Origin of the sequence: Gordonia sp. Z-3, assembly GCF_036233855.1 — a bacterium.
Taxonomy (GTDB): domain Bacteria; phylum Actinomycetota; class Actinomycetes; order Mycobacteriales; family Mycobacteriaceae; genus Gordonia; species Gordonia tangerina.
Window position 1 is genome coordinate 105,646 of record NZ_JAZARS010000006.1, and the last position, 20,445, is coordinate 126,090.

19 protein-coding genes are annotated in these 20,445 nt (G+C 65.4%); 10 read left to right on the top strand and 9 right to left on the bottom strand.

What is annotated here, in order from left to right:
* Positions 1-90 precede the first annotated feature (90 nt).
* From VX037_RS08640 to VX037_RS08655, 4 genes are all read left to right on the top strand, one after another.
* Positions 91-840, top strand: a complete 750-nt coding sequence (locus VX037_RS08640; protein WP_328713905.1) for a hypothetical protein — start codon at positions 91-93, stop codon at positions 838-840.
* A 161-nt stretch (positions 841-1,001) separates the two neighbouring features.
* A complete protein-coding gene (gene trxB, locus VX037_RS08645; protein ID WP_235721469.1) occupies positions 1,002-1,994 on the top strand; it encodes a thioredoxin-disulfide reductase in 993 nt (330 codons plus the stop codon).
* Between the two features lie 75 nt (positions 1,995-2,069).
* Positions 2,070-2,408 carry a thioredoxin gene (gene trxA, locus VX037_RS08650; protein ID WP_235721470.1) on the top strand — a complete coding sequence of 113 codons (339 nt, stop codon included), beginning with the start codon at positions 2,070-2,072 and terminating at the stop codon, positions 2,406-2,408.
* Positions 2,409-2,614: 206 nt separating this feature from the next.
* Positions 2,615-3,793: an N-acetylmuramoyl-L-alanine amidase gene (locus VX037_RS08655; protein ID WP_235721978.1), complete on the top strand. Its 1,179-nt coding sequence runs from the start codon at positions 2,615-2,617 to the stop codon at positions 3,791-3,793.
* Positions 3,794-3,874: 81 nt separating this feature from the next.
* Here VX037_RS08655 and VX037_RS08660 read toward each other — a convergent pair whose 3' ends face one another.
* From VX037_RS08660 to rpmH, 9 genes are all read right to left on the bottom strand, one after another.
* On the bottom strand, positions 3,875-4,705 hold the full coding sequence (locus VX037_RS08660; protein ID WP_266061877.1) for a hypothetical protein: 831 nt from the start codon (positions 4,703-4,705) through the stop codon (positions 3,875-3,877).
* A 141-nt stretch (positions 4,706-4,846) separates the two neighbouring features.
* A complete protein-coding gene (locus VX037_RS08665) occupies positions 4,847-5,911 on the bottom strand; it encodes a ParB/RepB/Spo0J family partition protein (RefSeq protein ID WP_235721472.1) in 1,065 nt (354 codons plus the stop codon).
* A 413-nt stretch (positions 5,912-6,324) separates the two neighbouring features.
* Positions 6,325-7,272: a ParA family protein gene (locus VX037_RS08670; protein WP_328713907.1), complete on the bottom strand. Its 948-nt coding sequence runs from the start codon at positions 7,270-7,272 to the stop codon at positions 6,325-6,327.
* Between the two features lie 143 nt (positions 7,273-7,415).
* Positions 7,416-8,162 (bottom strand): 16S rRNA (guanine(527)-N(7))-methyltransferase RsmG, encoded by a 747-nt coding sequence (rsmG, locus tag VX037_RS08675; RefSeq protein WP_328713908.1) that lies wholly within the window; start codon positions 8,160-8,162, stop codon positions 7,416-7,418.
* A gap of 183 nt (positions 8,163-8,345) precedes the next feature.
* Positions 8,346-9,053, bottom strand: coding sequence for a Jag family protein (locus tag VX037_RS08680; protein ID WP_235721475.1), 708 nt, complete (start codon positions 9,051-9,053; stop codon positions 8,346-8,348).
* Between the two features lie 79 nt (positions 9,054-9,132).
* Positions 9,133-10,482: a membrane protein insertase YidC gene (gene yidC / locus VX037_RS08685; protein ID WP_235721476.1), complete on the bottom strand. Its 1,350-nt coding sequence runs from the start codon at positions 10,480-10,482 to the stop codon at positions 9,133-9,135.
* 3 nt (positions 10,483-10,485) lie between these two features.
* Positions 10,486-10,812, bottom strand: a complete 327-nt coding sequence (gene yidD / locus VX037_RS08690) for a membrane protein insertion efficiency factor YidD (protein ID WP_235721979.1) — start codon at positions 10,810-10,812, stop codon at positions 10,486-10,488.
* Between the two features lie 50 nt (positions 10,813-10,862).
* The gene (rnpA, locus tag VX037_RS08695) at positions 10,863-11,300 is read right to left on the bottom strand and encodes a ribonuclease P protein component (RefSeq protein ID WP_442903651.1); all 438 of its coding nucleotides are present in this window, start codon (positions 11,298-11,300) and stop codon (positions 10,863-10,865) included.
* Positions 11,301-11,353: 53 nt separating this feature from the next.
* Positions 11,354-11,497 carry a 50S ribosomal protein L34 gene (gene rpmH, locus VX037_RS08700; protein ID WP_006337454.1) on the bottom strand — a complete coding sequence of 48 codons (144 nt, stop codon included), beginning with the start codon at positions 11,495-11,497 and terminating at the stop codon, positions 11,354-11,356.
* 508 nt (positions 11,498-12,005) lie between these two features.
* On the opposite strand from rpmH, the gene dnaA reads away from it, so the two are divergent.
* The 6 genes from dnaA (at position 12,006) to gyrB (ending at position 20,361) form a co-directional block, all read left to right on the top strand.
* The gene (gene dnaA / locus VX037_RS08705) at positions 12,006-13,532 is read left to right on the top strand and encodes a chromosomal replication initiator protein DnaA (RefSeq protein WP_235721478.1); all 1,527 of its coding nucleotides are present in this window, start codon (positions 12,006-12,008) and stop codon (positions 13,530-13,532) included.
* 541 nt (positions 13,533-14,073) lie between these two features.
* The gene (gene dnaN, locus VX037_RS08710; RefSeq protein ID WP_235721479.1) at positions 14,074-15,237 is read left to right on the top strand and encodes a DNA polymerase III subunit beta; all 1,164 of its coding nucleotides are present in this window, start codon (positions 14,074-14,076) and stop codon (positions 15,235-15,237) included.
* On the top strand, positions 15,234-16,205 hold the full coding sequence (gnd, locus tag VX037_RS08715; protein WP_328714061.1) for a phosphogluconate dehydrogenase (NAD(+)-dependent, decarboxylating): 972 nt from the start codon (positions 15,234-15,236) through the stop codon (positions 16,203-16,205). Before dnaN ends, gnd begins: the two co-directional genes overlap by 4 nt.
* A gap of 1 nt (position 16,206) precedes the next feature.
* Complete coding sequence (gene recF, locus VX037_RS08720) at positions 16,207-17,400, top strand: DNA replication/repair protein RecF (RefSeq protein ID WP_328713912.1); 1,194 nt, start codon at positions 16,207-16,209, stop codon at positions 17,398-17,400.
* Complete coding sequence (locus tag VX037_RS08725; RefSeq protein WP_235721482.1) at positions 17,397-17,960, top strand: DUF721 family protein; 564 nt, start codon at positions 17,397-17,399, stop codon at positions 17,958-17,960. The genes recF and VX037_RS08725 overlap by 4 nt, the downstream gene beginning before the upstream one ends.
* 325 nt (positions 17,961-18,285) lie before the next feature.
* Entirely contained in the window at positions 18,286-20,361 is a 2,076-nt protein-coding gene (gyrB, locus tag VX037_RS08730; RefSeq protein WP_308191626.1) for a DNA topoisomerase (ATP-hydrolyzing) subunit B, read from the top strand.
* Positions 20,362-20,445 lie beyond the last annotated feature (84 nt).

Below are 20,445 nucleotides of genomic sequence, written 5' to 3' on the forward strand. Positions count from 1 at the left end.
CGAGCACGAGTTGACGACCGCCGCACGGTCGGATCGAACGGCCCGGCAACTGGCCGGGCACGTGCACCAGAGAAGTGGGAGAGTGCAGCGATGGTCCCGCCGGGAGCAGACGACGAGGCGTCATCCTCTGCTGAGTTCACGCGCTACCCCGAGCCGCCGTATTCGGTGGAACTGCTCGCCGATCTGCACGCCGACGTGCTGGCTCCCGACGTCGCCGCGCACATCCGGTCCCGACTCGTCGACGACCCGCACGCGCAATCGGTCCTCGATGCGCTCGATGCGGCCGCCCGCGACCTGCGCGGCGCCGCGGTCGCCCCGGTACCCGTCCCACCCGACGTCACCGAACGGACCCACCGGACACTCGACCGGCTCGGCGCCGAGGTGACTGCCGTCGGGGGCGGCGAAGTGGTGGCCGCCCGCCGACACCATCGCGCCCGGCGATGGGCTGCCGCCGGTGTGGCAGGCGCGGCCGCTGTCGCCGTCGTCGCCGCGGTCTCCGTCATCGCGCCGCGCGCTCCCGAACCGGGTACACCGGTGCAGGCCCAGCCGTCGGCGACCGCAGACGCGGGGGAGCGGGTCACCTTGCTGTCGGTGCTCGGCAACGACGGCTTCGCCCCGTTCGGCTCAGAGGCCGCCCTACGACGCTGTACCGCCGCCAACGGCGTCGCAGCCGACGCCGGCATCGTCGGCTCGGGCCGGGTGTCGCTGCGAGACCACGACGACGCCGTAGCGATCCTGCTGTCCACCGGTGTGGCCGGTGTGTTCGACGCCCTGATCGTCGGCTCGGACTGCACCACCGACAATCCGTCGACCATCTCCCGGACCACCGTCGGCAACTGAGTTGCCGGTCACGCGGACGACAACCACACCGCGTCCTGTGACGCGGCCGGTACGGGCGCGGACGGCGGGAACATCTGCCCTTACCCTGATGTTGAGACAGCCGAGACCGACGCAGCGCGATCACCTGACTGCCCAGCAGCGTCGACGAGTACGGAGGACGGATGACCCACGCAGACAGCCAGCAGATCCACGACCTGATCATCATCGGATCCGGACCCGCCGGCTACACCGCCGCCGTTTACGCGGCACGCGCTGAGCTGGCACCGCTGGTCTTCGAAGGCACTCAGTTCGGTGGTGCCCTGATGACCACCACCGAGGTCGAGAACTTCCCCGGCTTCCAGAACGGGATCCAGGGGCCCGCACTCATGGATGAGATGCGTGAGCAGGCCATCCGCTTCGGTGCCGACCTTCGGATGGAAGACGTGGACACCGTTCGACTCGAAGGTCCCATCAAGGAGGTCGAGGTCGCTGGCGAGGTGCATCGCGCCCGTGCAGTGATCCTGGCCATGGGCGCCGCGGCCCGCTACCTGGGTGTCGAAAACGAGCAGGAACTGCTCGGCCGCGGGGTCTCGGCGTGTGCCACTTGCGACGGTTTCTTCTTCAAGGACCAGGACATCGCCGTCATCGGCGGCGGCGACTCGGCGATGGAGGAAGCTACGTTCCTCACCAAGTTCGCCCGCAGCGTGACCCTGATCCATCGCCGCGACGAGTTCCGGGCCTCGCGGATCATGCTCGAGCGCGCCCGCGCCAACGACAAGATCCGCTTTGTCACCAACTCCGCGGTGACGTCCGTCGTGGGCGACGGCTCCGTCACTTCGCTGGGTCTGACCGACACCGTGACCGGCGAGACCAGCTCCATCGAGGTGACCGGCATGTTCGTGGCGATCGGTCACGATCCGCGCAGCGAACTGGTCAAGGGTCAGATCGACCTCGACGCAGAGGGCTATGTGCAGGTGGACGGCCGCACCACCTACACCTCGGTGCCCGGGGTGTTCGCCTGCGGCGACCTCGTGGACCACACCTATCGGCAGGCCATCACTGCGGCAGGCAGCGGCTGTTCGGCGGCGATCGATGCCGAGCGCTGGCTCGCCGACCAGGGCGTAGCGGCACCGTCGGTCGAGAGCGACATGTACGTCGTCGACGCCACCGCCTGACCGGCCCTCGAGTCACGCGACCCCAAACACCAAACTCCCCAAACACCAACTCCACAGTCCACAAGGAGGACACCCATGGGAGCAAACACCGTCGCCGTCACCGACGCGACCTTCGCCGATCAGGTACTCGGTTCCGACAAGCCGGTGCTGGTCGACTTCTGGGCCACCTGGTGCGGTCCGTGCCGCATGGTCGCGCCGGTGCTCGAGGAGATCGCCCGCGACCACGCCGACAAGATCACCGTCGCCAAGCTCGACGTCGACGAGAACCCGGCAGTCGCGCGGGACTTCAAGATCATGTCGATCCCCACGATGATCCTGTTCGAGAACGGCAAACCGTCCAAGACCATCGTCGGCGCGAAGGGCAAGGCTGCGCTGTTGCGCGAGCTCGACGACGTGGTCGGATCCCCCGCATAACACACGTCTACCTGGCGATACGCTGGCAGCACCTATGCGGCCGGCACCGTCGACACCGATGATGGCGCCCCGAGCGGCGCCATCATTTGGTCGTGCCGTCACGACCTGAAAGAATGCCTGGTGTTTGCGCCGGTACGTGGCCTGCACCGGTGAGTGGAGCGTTTTCGCCCGTGCCACGGCCGCACCGAATCGACGAGGAGTTGCTGATGCCGATGTTCCGCCTCGGGGATCATGGCTCGGCTGTGGCCGAGATCCGCAACATCCTCGTCGGTCTCGGGCTGCTCACTGCAACACCCGCACCGGAGAGTTTGTCCGGCACCATCAGCGGCTGGACACCGCCCGAAGCCGTCTTCGACGATTCGTGCGACCGCGCTGTGCGCGCATTCCAGCAGCAACGCGGCCTCATCGTCGACGGCATCGTCGGCCCGGCCACCTACCGCGTTCTGCGCGAGGCTTCCTACCAACTCGGTGCGCGCGTCCTGCTTTATCGGCTGTCGGCTCCGATGGTCGGTGACGATGTGGCCACCCTGCAGGGACGGCTGCAGAACCTGGGCTACTACACCGGCCTGGTCGATGGCACCTTCGGCGAGACCACACACAACGCGGTGTGTCTGTATCAGAGCGAGTTCGGCCTGTCATCGGACGGCATCTGCGGGCCCTCCACCCTGCGCTCGCTGGAACGTCTCGGCACGCGCGTCACGGGTGGTTCGCCGCACGCCATCCGCGAGGAAGAGCACGTGCGCCGTTCCGGACCCCAGCTGTCCGGCAAGCGGATCTTGATCGATCCGGGTTCCGGTGGGCTACACAAACTTTCGACCGGTGCTCGGGCCGAGACCGAGTCGGCGGTGCTGTGGGACCTCGGTTCCCGGCTCGAGGGACGGATGGCTGCGGCCGGCATGGAGACCTTCCTGTCGCACGACGGTCGCGGGCGTCCCGGCGACGAGGAGCGTGCCCGCGTCGCCAACATGGTCGGCGCCGACCTGATGGTGTCACTACGCTGCGGCCATTACCCCAGCGAGTTGGCCCATGGGGCGGCGTCGTTCTACTTCGGCAACTCGCACGGATCCTATTCGACCATCGGCCGGAATCTGGCCGGGTTCATCCAACGGGAGATCGTCGCGCGCACCTCGCTGACCGACTGCCGAACGCATGAACGAACCTGGGATGTCCTGCGGCTCACCAGGATGCCCGTCGCTCTGATCGACGTCGGGTATATCACCAACTCCGCCGACGTCGCGCTTCTCGAGGACGCACAGACGCGCGACGTGATCGCCGAGGCCATCTTGGTCGCTGTCAAGCGTCTTTATCTACTGGGCGACGACGATCGTCCTACCGGCACTTACACCTTCGCGGAACTACTTGCCGCAGAACGTCTCTCGAGCTGACGCACTCGGAGTGCCGACCGGCGACACACAGCGGCCGCACGCCTCGTCGGATGATCTGAGCTGAAGGCCTGCGCTCCAGGGTCAGCTGCGGCGACCGACCGGTACCGCCGTCCGCTCACGGCCCGCCAGATCCAGTGCTGCCATCACCACCAACTTCTCCAGGGCATGCTCCACCTCATGCTTCCACCCCAGGCCCTCATCGAGTTCCAACCGGAACCGTGGGAAGCGCGGATGGGACGCGATCAAGTCGAACCCCGAGTCCTTGAGGAAGTCGGCATCGATCATGCACTGCAGACACAATCCCGCCTGCGGATTGTCGTGCATCACCCGGGTGATCTCGACGATCGCTTCGTCGGCCCACAACCGCATGTCCTCGGTCATGCTCTCCAGAGCGCCCAGCTCCGCGACGTCCTCGGGTTCCGCCGATGGAGTGGGCACTTCGGAGGATGGACCAGCTTCCTCAGGTGTACGCACGAGACCGAAGGCCTCGATGGCACGCACACCACGTCGAACCAGGTCGGTGACCACGCTGTCGAGCAGAATCGGTGCCGCCTCGTCGAAGCCGGGTTCCGTGCGGATCGAAGTGAGCAGAACCGCGTCCGCGCTGACCGGAGAGGTGGGGAAGAGGGTCGACCGCGGCACCCGCCGCGGCGGTGCGTAGAACGCATTGCCCACGACCTTGCCGGTCTGGCCGTCGATGGCCACTTGGGCGCACGTTCCCCATTCGAGGAGCACTCCCGAGATCCACGCCTCTTTGTCGAACTCGCTCTCGAACGAACCGAAATCTCCGAAGATGCTCTTCTCCGCCTCGCGGGTCGACGCCGGATCGACTTCCCAGAAAACACATCGGCGGGTGTGGAGCGGCAACGTGTCGAAGGATTCGAGATCCAGGCGGGTGACTGCGAGACTCATGCGGCCGGCCTCCACGTCGGCCGCAGCGAAGTGCCGAAAGTGATGTGCGACAAGATGTTTCGTACTTTCACTATCGTCCTCGCTACTGAAGTGTCACTGTGACGTAACAACCGGGTACCTATAGGTGCGCCGATCACGCGGTCACGAAGTTCCTCGTGGATCGATTACGCCGACGATCCGCTCGAGGTCATCCACCGAGCCGAACTCGACCACGATCTTTCCCTTTCTCTTCCCGAGACTGACTGTAACCCTCGTGTCCAGTCGATCCGAGAGCCGTTCGGCGACGTCCTGGAGACCGGGCATCTGCATCGGCTTACGCTTCGCCGGTCCCGCGGGGGAGGAGGGCTGATCGTCGCCCCGGTTGGCGAGAGTGACCGCTTCCTCGGTGGCCCGGACGGACATACCTTCGGCCACGATGCGCGCCGCCATGGCCTCCTGTGCATCGCTGCCGGTCTCCATCGAGAGCAGTGCGCGAGCATGGCCGGCAGACAGGACGCCGGCCGCGACGCGCCGTTGCACGGGAATCGGTAGCTTCAGCAACCGGATCATGTTGGTGATCAGTGGCCGTGACCGCCCGAGCCGATTGGCCAGTTCCTCATGGGTGACCCCGAACTCCTCGAGCAACTGTTGGTACGCCGCCGCTTCTTCGAGTGGGTTCAGCTGTGCACGATGGATGTTCTCGAGCAGCGCATCACGCAGCATCTCGGCGTCGGCGGTCTCCCGCACGATCGCCGGAATGGTGTCGAAGCCGGCTTCTTTGCTGGCCCGCCACCGACGTTCGCCCATCACGAGTTGATAGGTCACACCGTCATCGGTGGGTGTGGGCAACGGCCGCACCACGATGGGCTGCATGAGCCCGAACTCCTTGATGGAGTGCACCAGCTCGGCGAATGCCTCCTCGTCGAAGACCGTGCGCGGCTGCTTGGGATTCGGCTGGATCTGTGCCGGCGGAATCTCGCGGTACACCGCACCGACCTCCGACGACACGACGGCAGCGCCGTCAGTCGCCTCGGCGGATGCCCCAGACGCAGGTGTCGTCGGGGTGGAGGGGGGAGCCCCTGCACCCTTGCCGATGATCACGTCCGCCGCCGCCGAACCGAGGCGGGGTCCCGACGGTGCGTCGCCTTCCGGCGGTCCGGTGGGGATCAGCGCGGCAAGACCACGACCGAGGCCGCCGCGACGTTGTGCGGGTTCTCGCTGACTCACTGTTGTCCTCTCCCTGTGTTCACCGTGAAACCGTTCGCGGCGACATCACGACCGGTCAATTCGTCGCCGATTGAGCAGCCCCGAGCCGCCAAACGACCGGTGAACTACCCGCTGATTGAGTAACCCCGAGCCGCTAGTGTCCCGCGCCGGAAATTCGTTACATGAGTTCGGCGGTCCAGGTGGATGCATCGCGAGGCGGCGGAGGATGCAGGTACTGGATGTACCTGCGACGACGCCAACGAAGCGAGGCGCCGCCTGGACGTCGAAATCATCATCGAATCTCCGACGCGGGACACTAGGCGAGGGGTGTATCGAAATCAGCAGAGCCCACGCCTCCGACTCGGCCGTTCCCCGCCCGGCCGTGCACCCGGCAGCAACCGTCGTACTCGGTCTGCACCCCGCTGCCCGAGCGCTCATGCGCGCGCGCTTCGCAGGGCGATCTCACGAGACGCGTCGAGGTAGCTCATGGCTCCACGTGAACCCGGGTCGTACTCGATGATGGTCATCCCGAATCCGGGAGCCTCGGACACCTTCACACTTCGGGGGATGATCGTGTTGAGCACCGTCTCCCCGAAGTGGCGACGCACTTCCTCGGCCACCTGGTCGGCGAGCTTGGTGCGTCCGTCGTACATCGTCAGCACCACGGTCGAGACGTGCAGCCCCGGATTGAGGTGGGCCTGCACGAGTTCGATGTTGCGCAGCAACTGACCGACACCCTCGAGTGCGTAGTACTCACACTGGATCGGGATCAGGACTTCCTTGGCGGCCACCATCGCATTCACCGTCAGCAGACCCAACGATGGCGGGCAGTCGATCAAGACATAGTCGATGCCGAGTTCGGACAGCAGATTCTCATCGAGTGCGTTTCGCAGACGGTTCTCCCGAGCCACGAGCGACACCAGCTCGATCTCGGCACCGGCAAGATCAAGAGTCGCCGGGACACAAAAGAGATGATCGTTGTTCGGACTCTGCTGGGTGGCCTCACGCAACGAGACGTCGCCGAGGAGCAACTCGTAGACCGACGCGATGTCGGGGGCGCGATGGTCGATACCCAATGCCGTGCTCGCGTTGCCCTGCGGATCGAGATCGATCACGAGAACCCCGAGTCCATGCAGCGCGAGACCCGCGGCGATGTTCACCGTGGTGGTGGTTTTCCCGACACCACCCTTCTGGTTCGCAATGGTGATGACGCGAGGGGACGGCGGGTGGGGGAGTTCCCCGGCGCCACCGGGCGTCAGCACCTGACTGGCACGAGCTGCCGCGGCAGCAATCGGGGTGTCATCGAATCCGGGAACCGACCTAGGGGAGGAGCCTCCATCGGCACTTGTTTCACGTGAAACACTTCGGTCCTGTTCGACCACGCCTGGACTCCTTCGCCCCACTTCGTATCCGTTGGCACCCTGGTCGGTATCACCGCCGGAGATCTCGGCAACTTCGGCGGCACCCGACTGATCACCGGTCTGCCGTCTATTCTGCGCCCTCCGTGAACTCCACACCAATCCGGTCACCCCTTCCGATCGCGACGACGCCCGCGTCGCTTCGCCGCACTCCTGGCACCCTGTGTACCCGTCGTTGTGCGGGCACCGCCGACGGCACGCTTGTGTCCGATCACGACAGTGGTTGCGACGTCCAGCACGCCGGCACCGCACTGTTCCACGTGGAGATCGACGATGCCCTGCCGGTGTGCGACCTCACCGTCGCGCTCGATCTCTTCGGCCGCTGACGAACCCTTGATCGCAACCATTCGACCGCCATCCCGGACCAACGGCGCGGACCACTTCGACAGGCGCTCCAGCGGTGCCACTGCACGCGAGGTCACCACATCGGCGCCACCGATGTCGGATCGCACAGCTTTCTCCTCGGCACGTCCACGGATCACTCGCACATTCAGTTCCAGCTCGTCCACGATGCGCTCCAGGAACTCACTTCTACGCAGCAGCGGTTCCACCAAAGTGATCGAGAGGTCGGGACGAGCCATGGCAAGGGGGATACCCGGCAAACCCGCCCCGCTGCCGATGTCGACGACGGTCTCGGCGTCTTCGATTACATCGCCCAGGACGGCACAATTGAGAATGTGCCGCTCCCACAATCGCGGTACCTCGCGCGGACCGATGAGGCCGAGCAGCACACCGTCCGTCGCCAACGCGGCGCAGTAGCGGTCGGCCCTGGTTTGGCTATTACCGAAGACTGAGATCGATGCCTCGGGCGCATGTGGGATCTCCACTTCTTCGTCGCGTTTCACGTGAAACATCCTCTCACTGCATTGGGCTGCTAGAACCTGCTGCCGACAGTTTCACGTGAAACCGCGGCCGAAGCGTTTCACGTGAAACAACGCCAGCGACCCAAACCACAAGCGTGTAATTCTCATACCCAGAGACGCCGAAAGTCCCGGCCTGGACCGGGACTTTCGTCAATGTCGGACTTCGGGGGACCGTCACGCGGACGGCAACACCACCACGCGGCGCCTAGGCTCGGCACCCTCACTTTCACTGACGACGCCGTCCACTGCCGCAACGGCGTCGTGGACGATCTTGCGTTCGAACGGAGTCATCGGGTCCAGTGCCTCACGCTCACCAGACTTGCGCACTCGCTCGGCCACGTCGGTTCCGAGTCTCGCCAGGCGATCGCGCCGGTCGGCCCGCCAGCGGGCGATATCGAGCATCAACCGGCTGCGCACTCCGGTGGACTGCTGAACCGCCAGTCGCGTCAGCTCCTGCAGGGCATCGAGTACTTCGCCCTTGCGGCCCACCAACTTGTCGAGGTCGTCACCGCCGTCGATACTCACGACCGCGCGATCACCGTCGACGTCCAGGTCGATGTCGCCATCGAAGTCCAGCACGTCGAGCAACTGCTCGAGGTAGTCGCCGGCGATCTCGCCCTCTTCGACCAGCCGATCCTCTTCGTCGATCTCCTCCTCATCGGCTGAGTCATCGGACTCTCCGTGCGAAGCGGCATCATCGGCATCCCGCGATGCGGCTGCGTCGGATCCGGTCTCGGCATCGGCACCCGAGGAGCCCGGGCCAGTCGCTTCGTCGGCTTGCGAGGCCGCATCCGTGGCCGCCGGCGATGCACCGGCGTCGTCGCTCACCGAGTCCTCGATCTCGCGAACCTGTTCGTCGTGTGCAGCAGTCTCTGCTGTCATCTCACTTCCACCTAACTCTGCTTCTCAACCAAACGTCTGCGTTCCACTCGAGGGGGAGGGGAGTGGTCACCCGATCGGGTCAGTGCCGCCCTCCGGGCCGGCCTCCCTTTCGACGGCGCGAACCACCCTTGCGGTTCTTGGCCGCCACGTGAGCGGTGCCCGACTTCTGCGGTCCGGACTTCTGCCCCTGGCCGGCGGATCTGCCACCGGATGATCGCTGTGCCGCGCCGGCATCCGGACCCGACGAAGTCGTGGAAGCATCGTCCTTCTCCGACTCGGTATGAGCATCGGTGCCGGTGGCCGCGTCATCGTCGCCCCCCTGCGCGGCCGCCGACGTGTCAGCAGATGAGTCGGACGAGCCGGCTGCCGTGGACTTCGATTTATCGAGCCCCAGCATGCGCTGCAGACCGGCCAGCGGACCCGCCGACGTGGTCGTCGTGGTCGTCGACGTCGTCGCATCTTCCTCGGGCGCCACCACGTCACCGTCGACCGTCGCGGGTTTCTTGGCACGGTCCGGACGCGCACCCGGCTTGGGCGCGTTCGCTTTCAGCTTCTCCTGTTTGAGCCGCCGTGCTTCCTCTTCTTCACGTTCGATACGACCGAACACGATGTGCTGCTGACCGTAAGTCCAGAGGTTGTTACTCATCCAGTAGAGGAGAATCGCCACCGGGAAGAACGCACCGGTGACCAGAATGCCCAGCGGGAAGATGTAGAGCGCCAGCATATTCATCATGCGGGTCTGCGGGTTCTCCAGCGCCGCTTCCGGCTGGCGGGCGACCGACGCACGGGAGTTCATGTGCGTGGCGATCGACGCGATGATCATCATGGGGATCACCACGATGGCGATCTGGGTGCGGGTGAAGTCGATGGCTGAGCCCGGCTCGACGAAGGCCTGGAATTCCGAGACCGGCTCGGTGATGTAGGACGACAGCGGCACCCCGAACAGGCGGGCGTCGAGGAAGTTCTGCACCAGCTCCGGGCTGAACGCGTAGTTGCCGAGTGACCGCGTCTCCTCGGCGGACATACCGGGCTGGCCGAGACCGGTCGCCATCCGGTTGAACGACCGCAACACGTGGAACAAACCGATGAAGACCGGGATCTGCAGCAGCATCGGGAGACAGCCGAGCAGCGGATTGAATCCGTGCTCGCGCTGCAGCTTCTGCATCTCCTCGGTCATCTTCACGCGATCCTTGGCGTACTTCTTGCGGATCGCCTGCAACTGCGGGTTGATCTCCTGCATCTTCTTCGTGGTGCGAATCTGCCGCACGAAGGGCTTGTAGAGGATCGCGCGCAGCGTGAACACGAGGAACACCACCGACAGCGCCCATGCCACACCGTCGCCGCCCGGCGAGTCCGGCGTCACATGGCTGAACAGCCAATGCCAGACCCACATGATCCAGGAGACCGGATAGTAGATGAAGTTCAGCACGGGTCAGTTACCCCTAACCTCTGACGGTGTCGATTCCTCGACAGATCGTTCACTGGTGACTGGTCGTTCACTGGTGGTGAAGAGTTCGCGGAGACCGCGTTCGGGAACCGGGTCGTAGCCCGGCTTGTGCCAGGGACCGCATTTCAGCAGCCGCACCACCGACAACCATCCTCCGTAGAGAAATCCGTGTCGGGAGAGTGCCTCGACGGCGTAGCCGGAGCACGTCGGTTCGAAGCGGCATGTCGGCAACCGCATCGGGGAGACCCACGTGCGGTAGAGCTCGATCACGAAGATGACCACCTGCCGGGGCAGGCGATGGATCCAGCGCAGCGGCGACGTGGTGCGGGGCGCGCCCGGATCCGGCGCTGCGGGGTCCTCGGTCACGATCGGACCCGAGACCCATGACTCGTGGAGAGGCGCTCATCGAACGCCTCACGGATCCGGCGTCGTGACAGCGCCGCGGTGATCTGCTCGGACAGCTCGGCGCTGCCGAGTTGTGCCGTAGAAGGACGTGCGCGGATCACCATCATCGTCTCGGGCACGGAGAATTGATCGTGCACGCGCGCGAACGCGGCGCGCAATCGACGCGCCACCCGATGCCGGGTCACCGCGTTCCCCACGGCCTTGCTGACGATCAGCCCCAGCCATGGACCACCGACCGTGGCAACCATGGCGGGTCGTTCGTCGGGGTCGGCTGGGGGTGAGGTGTTCAGCGGGAGCACATGGATGACGAGATCACGCGTCGTCACCCGCACACCGCTCTTCAGCGTGCGATCGAAGTCGGATCCACGTGAGATCCGATGAGCGGCAGCCACCATCGATACGAGTAGCCGGCGGTGGGAACGCCACCGCCGGTGACATCGACGTCGACTCAGGCCGTGAGCTTCGCGCGGCCCTTGCTGCGGCGACCGTTGACGATGGCCCGTCCGGCGCGGGTGCGCATACGGAGACGGAAACCGTGCACGCGTGCGCGACGACGGTTGTTGGGCTGGAAAGTCCGCTTGCCCTTGGCCATGGGTGACTCCTTGTGCTCTTGTGTGATCGCGCCGACAGCACGCGCGAACCACATCCCTGGTTGGTGGTCTGCTGATCCCGGTGCGGTGCCGAACTGACGCCGGATGGATGACCGGTGGCCATCACGCAAATCCGTCACCTGGATGACCAGTCGAGACTACTGAGTACGGCACCGCAAATCAAACGAACCGATGGCAAGCACCCACGCCGGTGACGCCGCCCACACCATGAGATCGATCATGCTGAGAGGGGCGCTCACCAGTTGCACGATTCGTCCGATCGATTGCCTCATTCACTTTGTCGGGCGCGCTGCACTCTGTTAACTTCGGCGCAGGCTCAACAAAGAGACGATTCAGTGAACTCCCTCCTGGCCGGCTTGAGACTTCGAGATACCCCCAGATCTGTACACAGCTGTGGACAACTATGTGGACAACTCGCGTTGGGGTGCGGCATGGTGACATGCTCATGACCGACGCTGGTCGTAGTTCCGGTAGGAGGGGCGCAGCACCGTGGTGAGTGATCGTGATTCGTTCGGCGAAGTGTGGCAGAGCGTCGTCGCCGAGCTCAACGACGACGCCTCCGCCCATCATCATGAGCCGCTGACCCGCCAACAGAAGGCGTGGCTGTCGCTTGTCCAACCGCTGACCCTCGCCGAGGGTTTCGCACTCCTGACCGTGCCGACCCCGTTGGTGCAGGAGCAGATCGAGCGCAATCTGCGCGACACCATCCGCTCGGCGCTGAGCCGCCACCTCGGACAACCGGTCGACCTCGGCGTCCGGATCGCCACCCCGATGGTCGAGGAGGCGGTAACCGATCCGCCGCCGCTCACCGACCATCACGACCCCACGGCCGCTCACACCGTCATCCCGCACACCGCCGGCCCGCTCGCGCCGTCGACGGCCCCGACCGGGTTCGACGGCCGTCCGGATAGAACCGCGCCTGCTCCCGACACGTCGGATTGGTCCACCTACTTCGCCGAACGACCCACCACCGGCCAGTCCCCGTCGAGTGCCAATCTCAGCCCGAAGTACACCTTCGACACGTTCGTGATCGGCGCTTCCAACCGTTTTGCCCATGCGTCGGCGGTGGCGGTGGCCGAGGCGCCGGCGCGCGCCTACAATCCGCTGTTCATCTGGGGCGAGTCCGGCCTCGGCAAGACCCACCTGCTGCACGCCGCCGGCCATTACGCCCAGCGACTGTTCCCCGGGATGCGGGTGAAGTACGTCTCCACCGAGGAGTTCACCAACGACTTCATCAACTCGCTGCGTGATGACCGCCGGGTCGCGTTCAAACGGCGCTACCGCGACGTCGACGTGCTGCTCGTCGACGACATCCAGTTCCTGATCGGCAAGGAAGGTATCCAGGAAGAGTTCTTCCACACCTTCAACACCTTGCACAACGCCAGCAAGCAGATCGTCGTATCCTCCGATCGGCCGCCCAAACAGCTTGCGACACTTGAGGATCGGCTCCGCACCCGCTTCGAGTGGGGTCTGATCACCGACGTCCAGCCGCCTGACCTGGAAACCCGGATCGCCATTCTGCGCAAGAAGGCGCAGATGGACAACATCGCGGTCCCCGACGACGTGCTCGAACTCATCGCGTCGAAGATCGAACGCAACATCCGTGAACTCGAGGGTGCACTCATCCGCGTCACCGCGTTCGCCTCGCTCAACAACGCCGAACTCGACAAGGCGCTCGCCGAAGTGGTGTTGCAGGCGCTGCTGCCCAACTCCGGGACCCTGGAAGTCAGTGCGGCCAGCATCCTGGCCATCACCGCCGAGTACTTCGACATCTCGGTGGAGGAGCTGCGTGGGCCCGGCAAGACCCGCTCGATCGCTCAGGCCCGACAGATCTCGATGTATCTCTGCCGCGAGCTGACCGACCTCTCGCTGCCGAAGATCGGCGAGACGTTCGACCGTGACCACACGACGGTGATGTACGCCGAACGCAAGATCCGCAAGGAGATGGCCGAACGCCGCAAGGTGTACGACCACGTCCAGGAACTCACCGCGCGTATCAAGCAGCGCGCGAACTGACGGCTCACCGCCAAGCTCTCCAGTCGCCAACTCTCGACTCGAACCACAGACTTTGTGATGCCGGGATCCCACGGATCCCGGCATCGTCATGTCCGGAATCGGTTCATCACCAGCTGTGGACAAAGCTCGGGATAACCGTCGATCACATGTGTACCGGACGTGGACAGTGATGGAACGATTGTCGGCGCGCCCACAGGGCATCGGATCCCCTCACGAGTTGTTCACCAGACATCCACACGCACGCATGCCCGATGACCTGCATGAGATCGCACTGGTGCACAGATCCACAGGCCCTATGACTGAGATGGATCCCTCTCTAAAGAGAATCTTTCAAAAGAAGGTCTTGTGCACAGACGGCTCGAACGTGTGATTCGTCCGAGCTCCGGACACCCACGCAGTTCGCCCCCATTGCCTCCCCGTCTGGCAGGCTCGTTCTACAGTTGGAATCCCATCTGGAAATCCCACCGACAGCCTCAGCGTGCTCGGCGGACGACGGTGGGTGTGGCGAGAGCAGCTGAACAGAGAAGGGCAACCACCCAGCATGAAGTTCCGTGTCGCGCGTGACGAGTTCGCAGATTCCGTTGCCTGGGTGGCCCGCAGCCTGCCGGCCCGCCCGCCGGTTCCGGTGCTCGGTTGTGTGGTGCTGACCGCCGAGGACGGCCTGGAGGTCTCCGGTTTCGACTACGAGGTGTCCGCCCAGCAATCCATCGGCGCCGAGATCGCCGAGCCGGGCAAGGTGCTGGTCTCGGGTCGTCTGCTCGCCGACATCACCAAGGCGCTGCCGAACAAACCGGTCGATGTGAGCCTTGACGGGTCGCGGGTCGCGATCAGCTGCGGGAGCGCCAAGTTCTCGCTGCCGACCATGCCGGTCGAGGACTATCCGGAGTTGCCCACACCGCCCGCGGTCACCGGCACCATCCCCGCCCAGGTATTCGCCGAGGCCATCGGACAGGTTGCGGTGGCCGCCGGCAAGGACGACACCCTGCCGATGCTCACCGGCGTCCGGGTCGAGATCGACGGCAACCGCGTCGTCCTCGCGGCCACCGACCGTTTCCGACTCGCCGTCCGTGAACTCGAATGGCAGCCGACCGGCGCCGAGGCCACCGGGGCCGTGCTGGTTCCGGCCAAGACCCTCTCGGAAAGCGCCCGCACCGCCGGATCCGGCACCGGCGAGATCTCACTGGCCTTCGGGACCGGCTCGAGTATCGGCGGCGAGGGCATCATGGGCATTCTCGGCGAGACCAAGCGCAACACGACCCGGCTGCTCGACGCCGAGTTCCCCAAGTTCCGTCAGCTGCTGCCCGCCAGCCACACGGCCATCGCCACCATCGACAGCGCGCCGTTGCTCGACGCGATAAAACGTGTGGCCCTGGTCGCCGAGCGTGGTGCGCAGGTCCGGATGGAGTTCAGCGACGGCCTGCTGGTACTCACCGCCGGTGGCGACGAGGCCGGCAAGGCGGAGGAAGAGCTGCCGGTGCAGTTCCACGGCGAGCCGCTGACCATCGCGTTCAACCCCGGCTATCTGCAGGATGGCCTCTCGGCCATCGGCGTGCCGACCGTGGACTTCGGGTTCACCACTCCCAGCCGTCCGGCGGTGCTGCGGCCCTCCACCGGTGAGGAGCCCGTCGCCGACGAGTCCGGCGCCTTCGTGGCCCCGGACAGCGTGTTCACCTATCTGCTGATGCCGGTGCGTCTACCGGGCTGAGTCCCGGCCGCGCCGTTCGCAGATCCGCACCGACCGAAGGGACGTCAATGCAGCTCGGGCTCGTGGGCCTCGGCAAGATGGGTGCCAATATGCGCACCCGCATCCAGGAGGCCGGGCATCAGGTTGTCGGTTACGATCCGCGGCCGGAGGTCTCCGACGTGGGGACCCTCGCGGACATGGTCGCCGCGCTCGACGCGCCGCGCGCGGTGTGGGTGATGGTGCCGTCGGGCGATCCGACCCGCACCACCATCGCGCAGCTCGCCGAGTTGCTCGAGCCCGGTGACGTGGTGGTCGACGGCGGCAACTCCAAGTACAGCGACGACCTTCCGAATTCAGAACTGTTGGGTGGCAACGGGGTCGGCTACGTGGACTGCGGTGTCTCCGGTGGTGTGTGGGGATTGCGCAACGGATACGGCCTGATGGTGGGCGGTTCCGACGACGACGTAACCCGGCTGATGCCGATCTTCGACGCGCTGCGGCCGCCGGGTGAGCGGGCCGACGGTTTCGTCCATGCCGGTCCGGTCGGTGCCGGTCACTACGCCAAGATGGTGCACAACGGTGTCGAGTACGGGTTGATGCACGCCTACGGAGAAGGCTACGAGCTGCTCAGCGCCGAGCCGTTGATCACGGACGTCGAAGGCACCCTGCGCGCCTGGACCACCGGGACCGTCGTGCGGTCCTGGCTGCTCGAATTGCTGGTCCGGGCCCTCGAAGAAGATCCTGGTCTCGCCGAGATCTCCGACTACACAACCGATTCCGGGGAAGGTCGGTGGACTGTGGAGGAGGCGATCCGGCATTCGGTGCCGGCCAACGTGATCTCCGCGGCCCTGTTCGCGCGCTTCGCCTCACGGCAGGATCAGGGGTCCCCGGCGCTCAAAGCGGTGTCGGCACTGCGCAATCAGTTCGGTGGACACTCGGTCAAGGACAGCTCGGGACGTTCGGTCGGCGAAACCGGCACCCCGACCTGACGTGTTCGTTCGCGAACTGTCCCTGCGCGAGTTCCGGTCCTGGCGAGAAATCGATCTGACGTTGCGTCCAGAACCGACGATCTTTGTGGGCCGCAACGGGTTCGGTAAGACCAACCTGCTCGAGGCAGTGGGTTATCTGGGTACCCTGCGCTCACACCGGGTCAGCACCGACGCACCGCTGGTGCACAGCGGATCGTCGTCGGCCACGGTCACCGGAACGGTCGAGAACTTGGGCCGCGAACTCACCGTGCAGCTGCAGATCAACGCCGAGGGCGCCAACAAGGCGACTGTCAACGGTGCGCCGTCGCGCCGGAGCCGGGACATCCTCGGCATCCTGCGCTCGGTGATGTTCGCGCCGGAGGATCTGTTGCTGGTGCGCGGTGATCCGTCCGACCGCCGGCGATTCATCGACGAACTCGTCGCCCAACGTGGACCCCGTTGGGCTGCAACACGTTCCGACTACGACCGGGTGCTTCGCCAACGATCGGCACTGCTGAAGACCGCAGGATCCGCGCTGCGACGAGGCGGTTCGGACGCCGAATCGGTGATCAGCACGCTCGACGTGTGGGACGGCCAACTCGCCGATCTGGGCGGCCAGGTCACCGCCGCACGGATCGAGGTGCTACGGCAACTCCGTCCGCACGTCACCGAATCATATGCATCGATCGCACCGCATTCGCGGCCGGCGACGATGCGGTATCGGGCCGCGGCCGGGCCGGAGGTGGTCGCCGCCGACGATGCCCCGGTCTCCGCCGATGACATCACCGAGATCCTGTTGACCCGGTTGCGCGAACTGCGCGACAAGGAGATCGACCGCGGGGTGAGCCTGGTGGGTCCGCATCGCGACGACCTCGACATCGTCCTCGGCGACGAGGTGGCCAAAGGCTTCGCCAGCCACGGTGAGTCCTGGTCACTGGCGCTGGCGCTGCGGCTGGGTTCGGTGGAACTGGTCCGGGCCGACGGCATCGAACCGGTGATCATGCTCGACGACGTCTTCGCCGAACTCGACGCCCAGCGTCGCGCGCAACTCGTCGCGTTCACCGAAACCGCCGAACAGTTGCTGATCACCGCGGCGGTTGGCGAGGACATTCCCGACACCATCGGCGGTCGCCGGGTTTCTGTCGGGGTCGTGGAGGACAATGGCACTCGACATTCGGTGCTGACCGAGCCGACTGCAGGGGAGGGCGGTGCATGAGCGAGTCGAGGCCGGACGGAGCGTCACCCCAGACAGGCCCGTCACATTCGTCGGGGTATGAACTCGCCCGGCGAGCATTGGAGGAGGCGCGGGCCGCGGCCCGCGCCCAGGGCAAATCCGTCGGCCAGGGCAGGTCCTCCCCGGTGACCGAACGTCGCCGACCGGCCGGCCGCCGACGTCGCTGGTCCGGATCGGGTCCGGATGCGCGGGATCCGCAGCCCCTGGGTCGCCTCGCCGGCAGTCTGGCCCGGGAACGTGGGTGGGAGCCGCAGATCGGGCAGGGCACCGTCTTCGGTCTCTGGGAGCAGATCGTCGGACCCGACGTGGCCGCACATGCTCAACCGACATCGTTGCAGGACAACGTCTTACACATCTCCGCCGAGTCCACTGCCTGGGCCACCCAACTGCGCTACATGCAGGGACAGATCCTCGCGAAGATCGCCGGTGCCGTCGGCGACGGGATGGTCACCAGCCTGCGGATCACCGGACCCAAGCAGCCGTCGTGGCGCAAGGGGCCCAAACACATCGCCGGCCGTGGACCCCGCGACACCTACGGGTGACCCTACGGACCGCCCGCCGCGAGCCGTAGCGGCCGAGGGGCGAGTCAGCGTTCGTCAGACGGAAGAATCCGGCCTCATCCACGATCGGACCGGCATCTCACGAAAAAAATCGATCTACGCGGTTGTTAGCGGCCCCGGATACCCGTTCCTGGTCGGGTCAGGCAGTAGTATGTAGGCAGTTGTCCCGACAGGGGTGGAGCCACCTGGGCAGAGTGCCCGGACTGCATACCGATCTCGTCCGTGCGCGGAGTGCGGATGAGGTTGTCGTGCGTCCAGGCTTCACCCCCGCCGGGTTTCACCGAGACAGAAGGAGCGGACGCACCTCGTGGCCGACACCAACACCACCGGTTCCGACGACGCTGCGGCGAAGAAGAACCGCAAGTCCAAGAAGCCGGGCGAGTACAGCGCCGATTCGATCAGCATCCTGGAAGGTCTCGAGGCCGTTCGCAAACGGCCCGGCATGTACATCGGTTCCACCGGTGAGCGTGGCCTGCACCATCTGATCTGGGAAGTCGTCGACAACTCGGTCGACGAGGCGATGGCCGGATACGCCAGCAAGGTGGAGGTCACCCTGCTGGAGAACGGCGGCGTCGAGGTCGTCGACGACGGCCGCGGCATCCCCACCGACATGCACAAGACCGGCGTGCCGACCGTCGAGGTTGTCATGACCCAGCTGCACGCCGGCGGCAAGTTCGACTCCGACGCCTATGCGGTGTCCGGCGGCCTGCACGGTGTGGGTATCTCGGTGGTCAACGCCCTGTCGACCCGTGTCGAGCTGGAGATCAATTACGGCGGTTTCCACTGGGAACAGCACTATGACCACGCCAAACCCAGCAAGCTGGAAAAGGGCGATGCCACCCGCAAGACCGGCACCACGGTGCGGTTCTGGCCGGACGCCGACATCTTCGAGACCACCACGTTCAGTGCCGAGACCGTGGCGCGGCGCCTACAGGAGATGGCGTTCCTGAACAAGGGACTGACCATCACGCTCACCGACAACCGGCTCAGTGATGAGGCCGCGGTGGCAGAAGCCGAGATGGATCCGGACGCCGAAGAGGGTGCCGAGACCATCAAGTCCGAGGCGGAAAAGGCGCAGAAGGCGGCCAAGGTGCGCACCCGCACCTATCACTACCCGGATGGTCTCGTCGACTACATCAAGCACCTCAACCGGACCAAGAACGCCATCCACACCTCTGTGGTCGGCTTCACCGCCAAGGGGACCGGTCACGAGGTGGAGATCGCGATGCAGTGGAACGCCGGCTACTCCGAGTCGGTGCACACCTTCGCCAACACCATCAACACCCATGAGGGCGGCACGCACGAAGAGGGCTTCCGTGCCGCGTTGACCAGCACCGTCAACAAGTACGCCTACGACAAGAAGCTGCTCAAGGAGAAGGACGGCAAACTCACCGGAGACGACATCCGTGAGGGGTTGGCCGCAGTCATCTCGGTGAAGGTCGGAGACCCGCAGTTCGAGGGACAGACCAAGACCAAGCTCGGTAACACCGAGGTGAAGAGCTTTGTGCAGAAGACCTGCAACGAGCATCTCGCCCACTGGTTCGAGGCCAATCCGGCCGAGGCCAAGATCATCATCAAGAAGGCGGTGGATTCCGCGCAGGCGCGGCTGGCTGCCCGCAAGGCGCGAGAGTTGGTGCGCCGCAAGACCGCGACCGACATCGGCGGTCTGCCCGGCAAGCTCGCCGACTGCCGCAGCAACGACCCCACCAAGTGCGAGGTCTACATCGTGGAGGGTGACTCCGCCGGTGGCAGCGCCAAATCCGGGCGCGACTCGATGTATCAGGCGATCCTGCCCATCCGCGGCAAGATCATCAACGTCGAGAAGGCACGGATCGACCGGGTGCTCAAGAACACCGAGGTGCAGTCGATCATCACCGCCTTCGGCACCGGCATCCACGACGAATTCGACATCGCCAAGCTGCGCTATCACAAGATCGTGCTGATGGCCGACGCCGACGTCGACGGCCAGCACATCGCAACCCTGCTGCTCACGCTGTTGTTCCGGTTCATGCGTCCGCTCATCGAGCACGGCCACGTCTATCTGGCGCAGCCGCCGCTGTACAAACTGAAATGGCAGAAGACCGAGCCGGAATTCGCCTACTCCGATCGGGAACGCGATGGCCTGCTCGAGGCCGGCCGCGCCGCCGGCAAGAAGATCAACACCGACGACGGCATCCAGCGTTACAAGGGTCTCGGCGAGATGAATGCCAAGGAACTGTGGGAGACCACCATGGATCCGGCGGTGCGGGTGCTGCGCCAGGTCACCCTCGACGACGCGGCCGCTGCCGACGAGCTGTTCTCGATCCTGATGGGTGAGGACGTGGCCGCCCGCCGCAGCTTCATCGCTCGCAACGCGAAAGATGTTCGCTTCCTGGACGTCTGAGATCCGTCCGATGGTCGATCTCGCTGGTGGTTGAGGTGCGAGGAGCCTGCGACGAGCCTCGAAACCACCGCCACCGACAGTCTG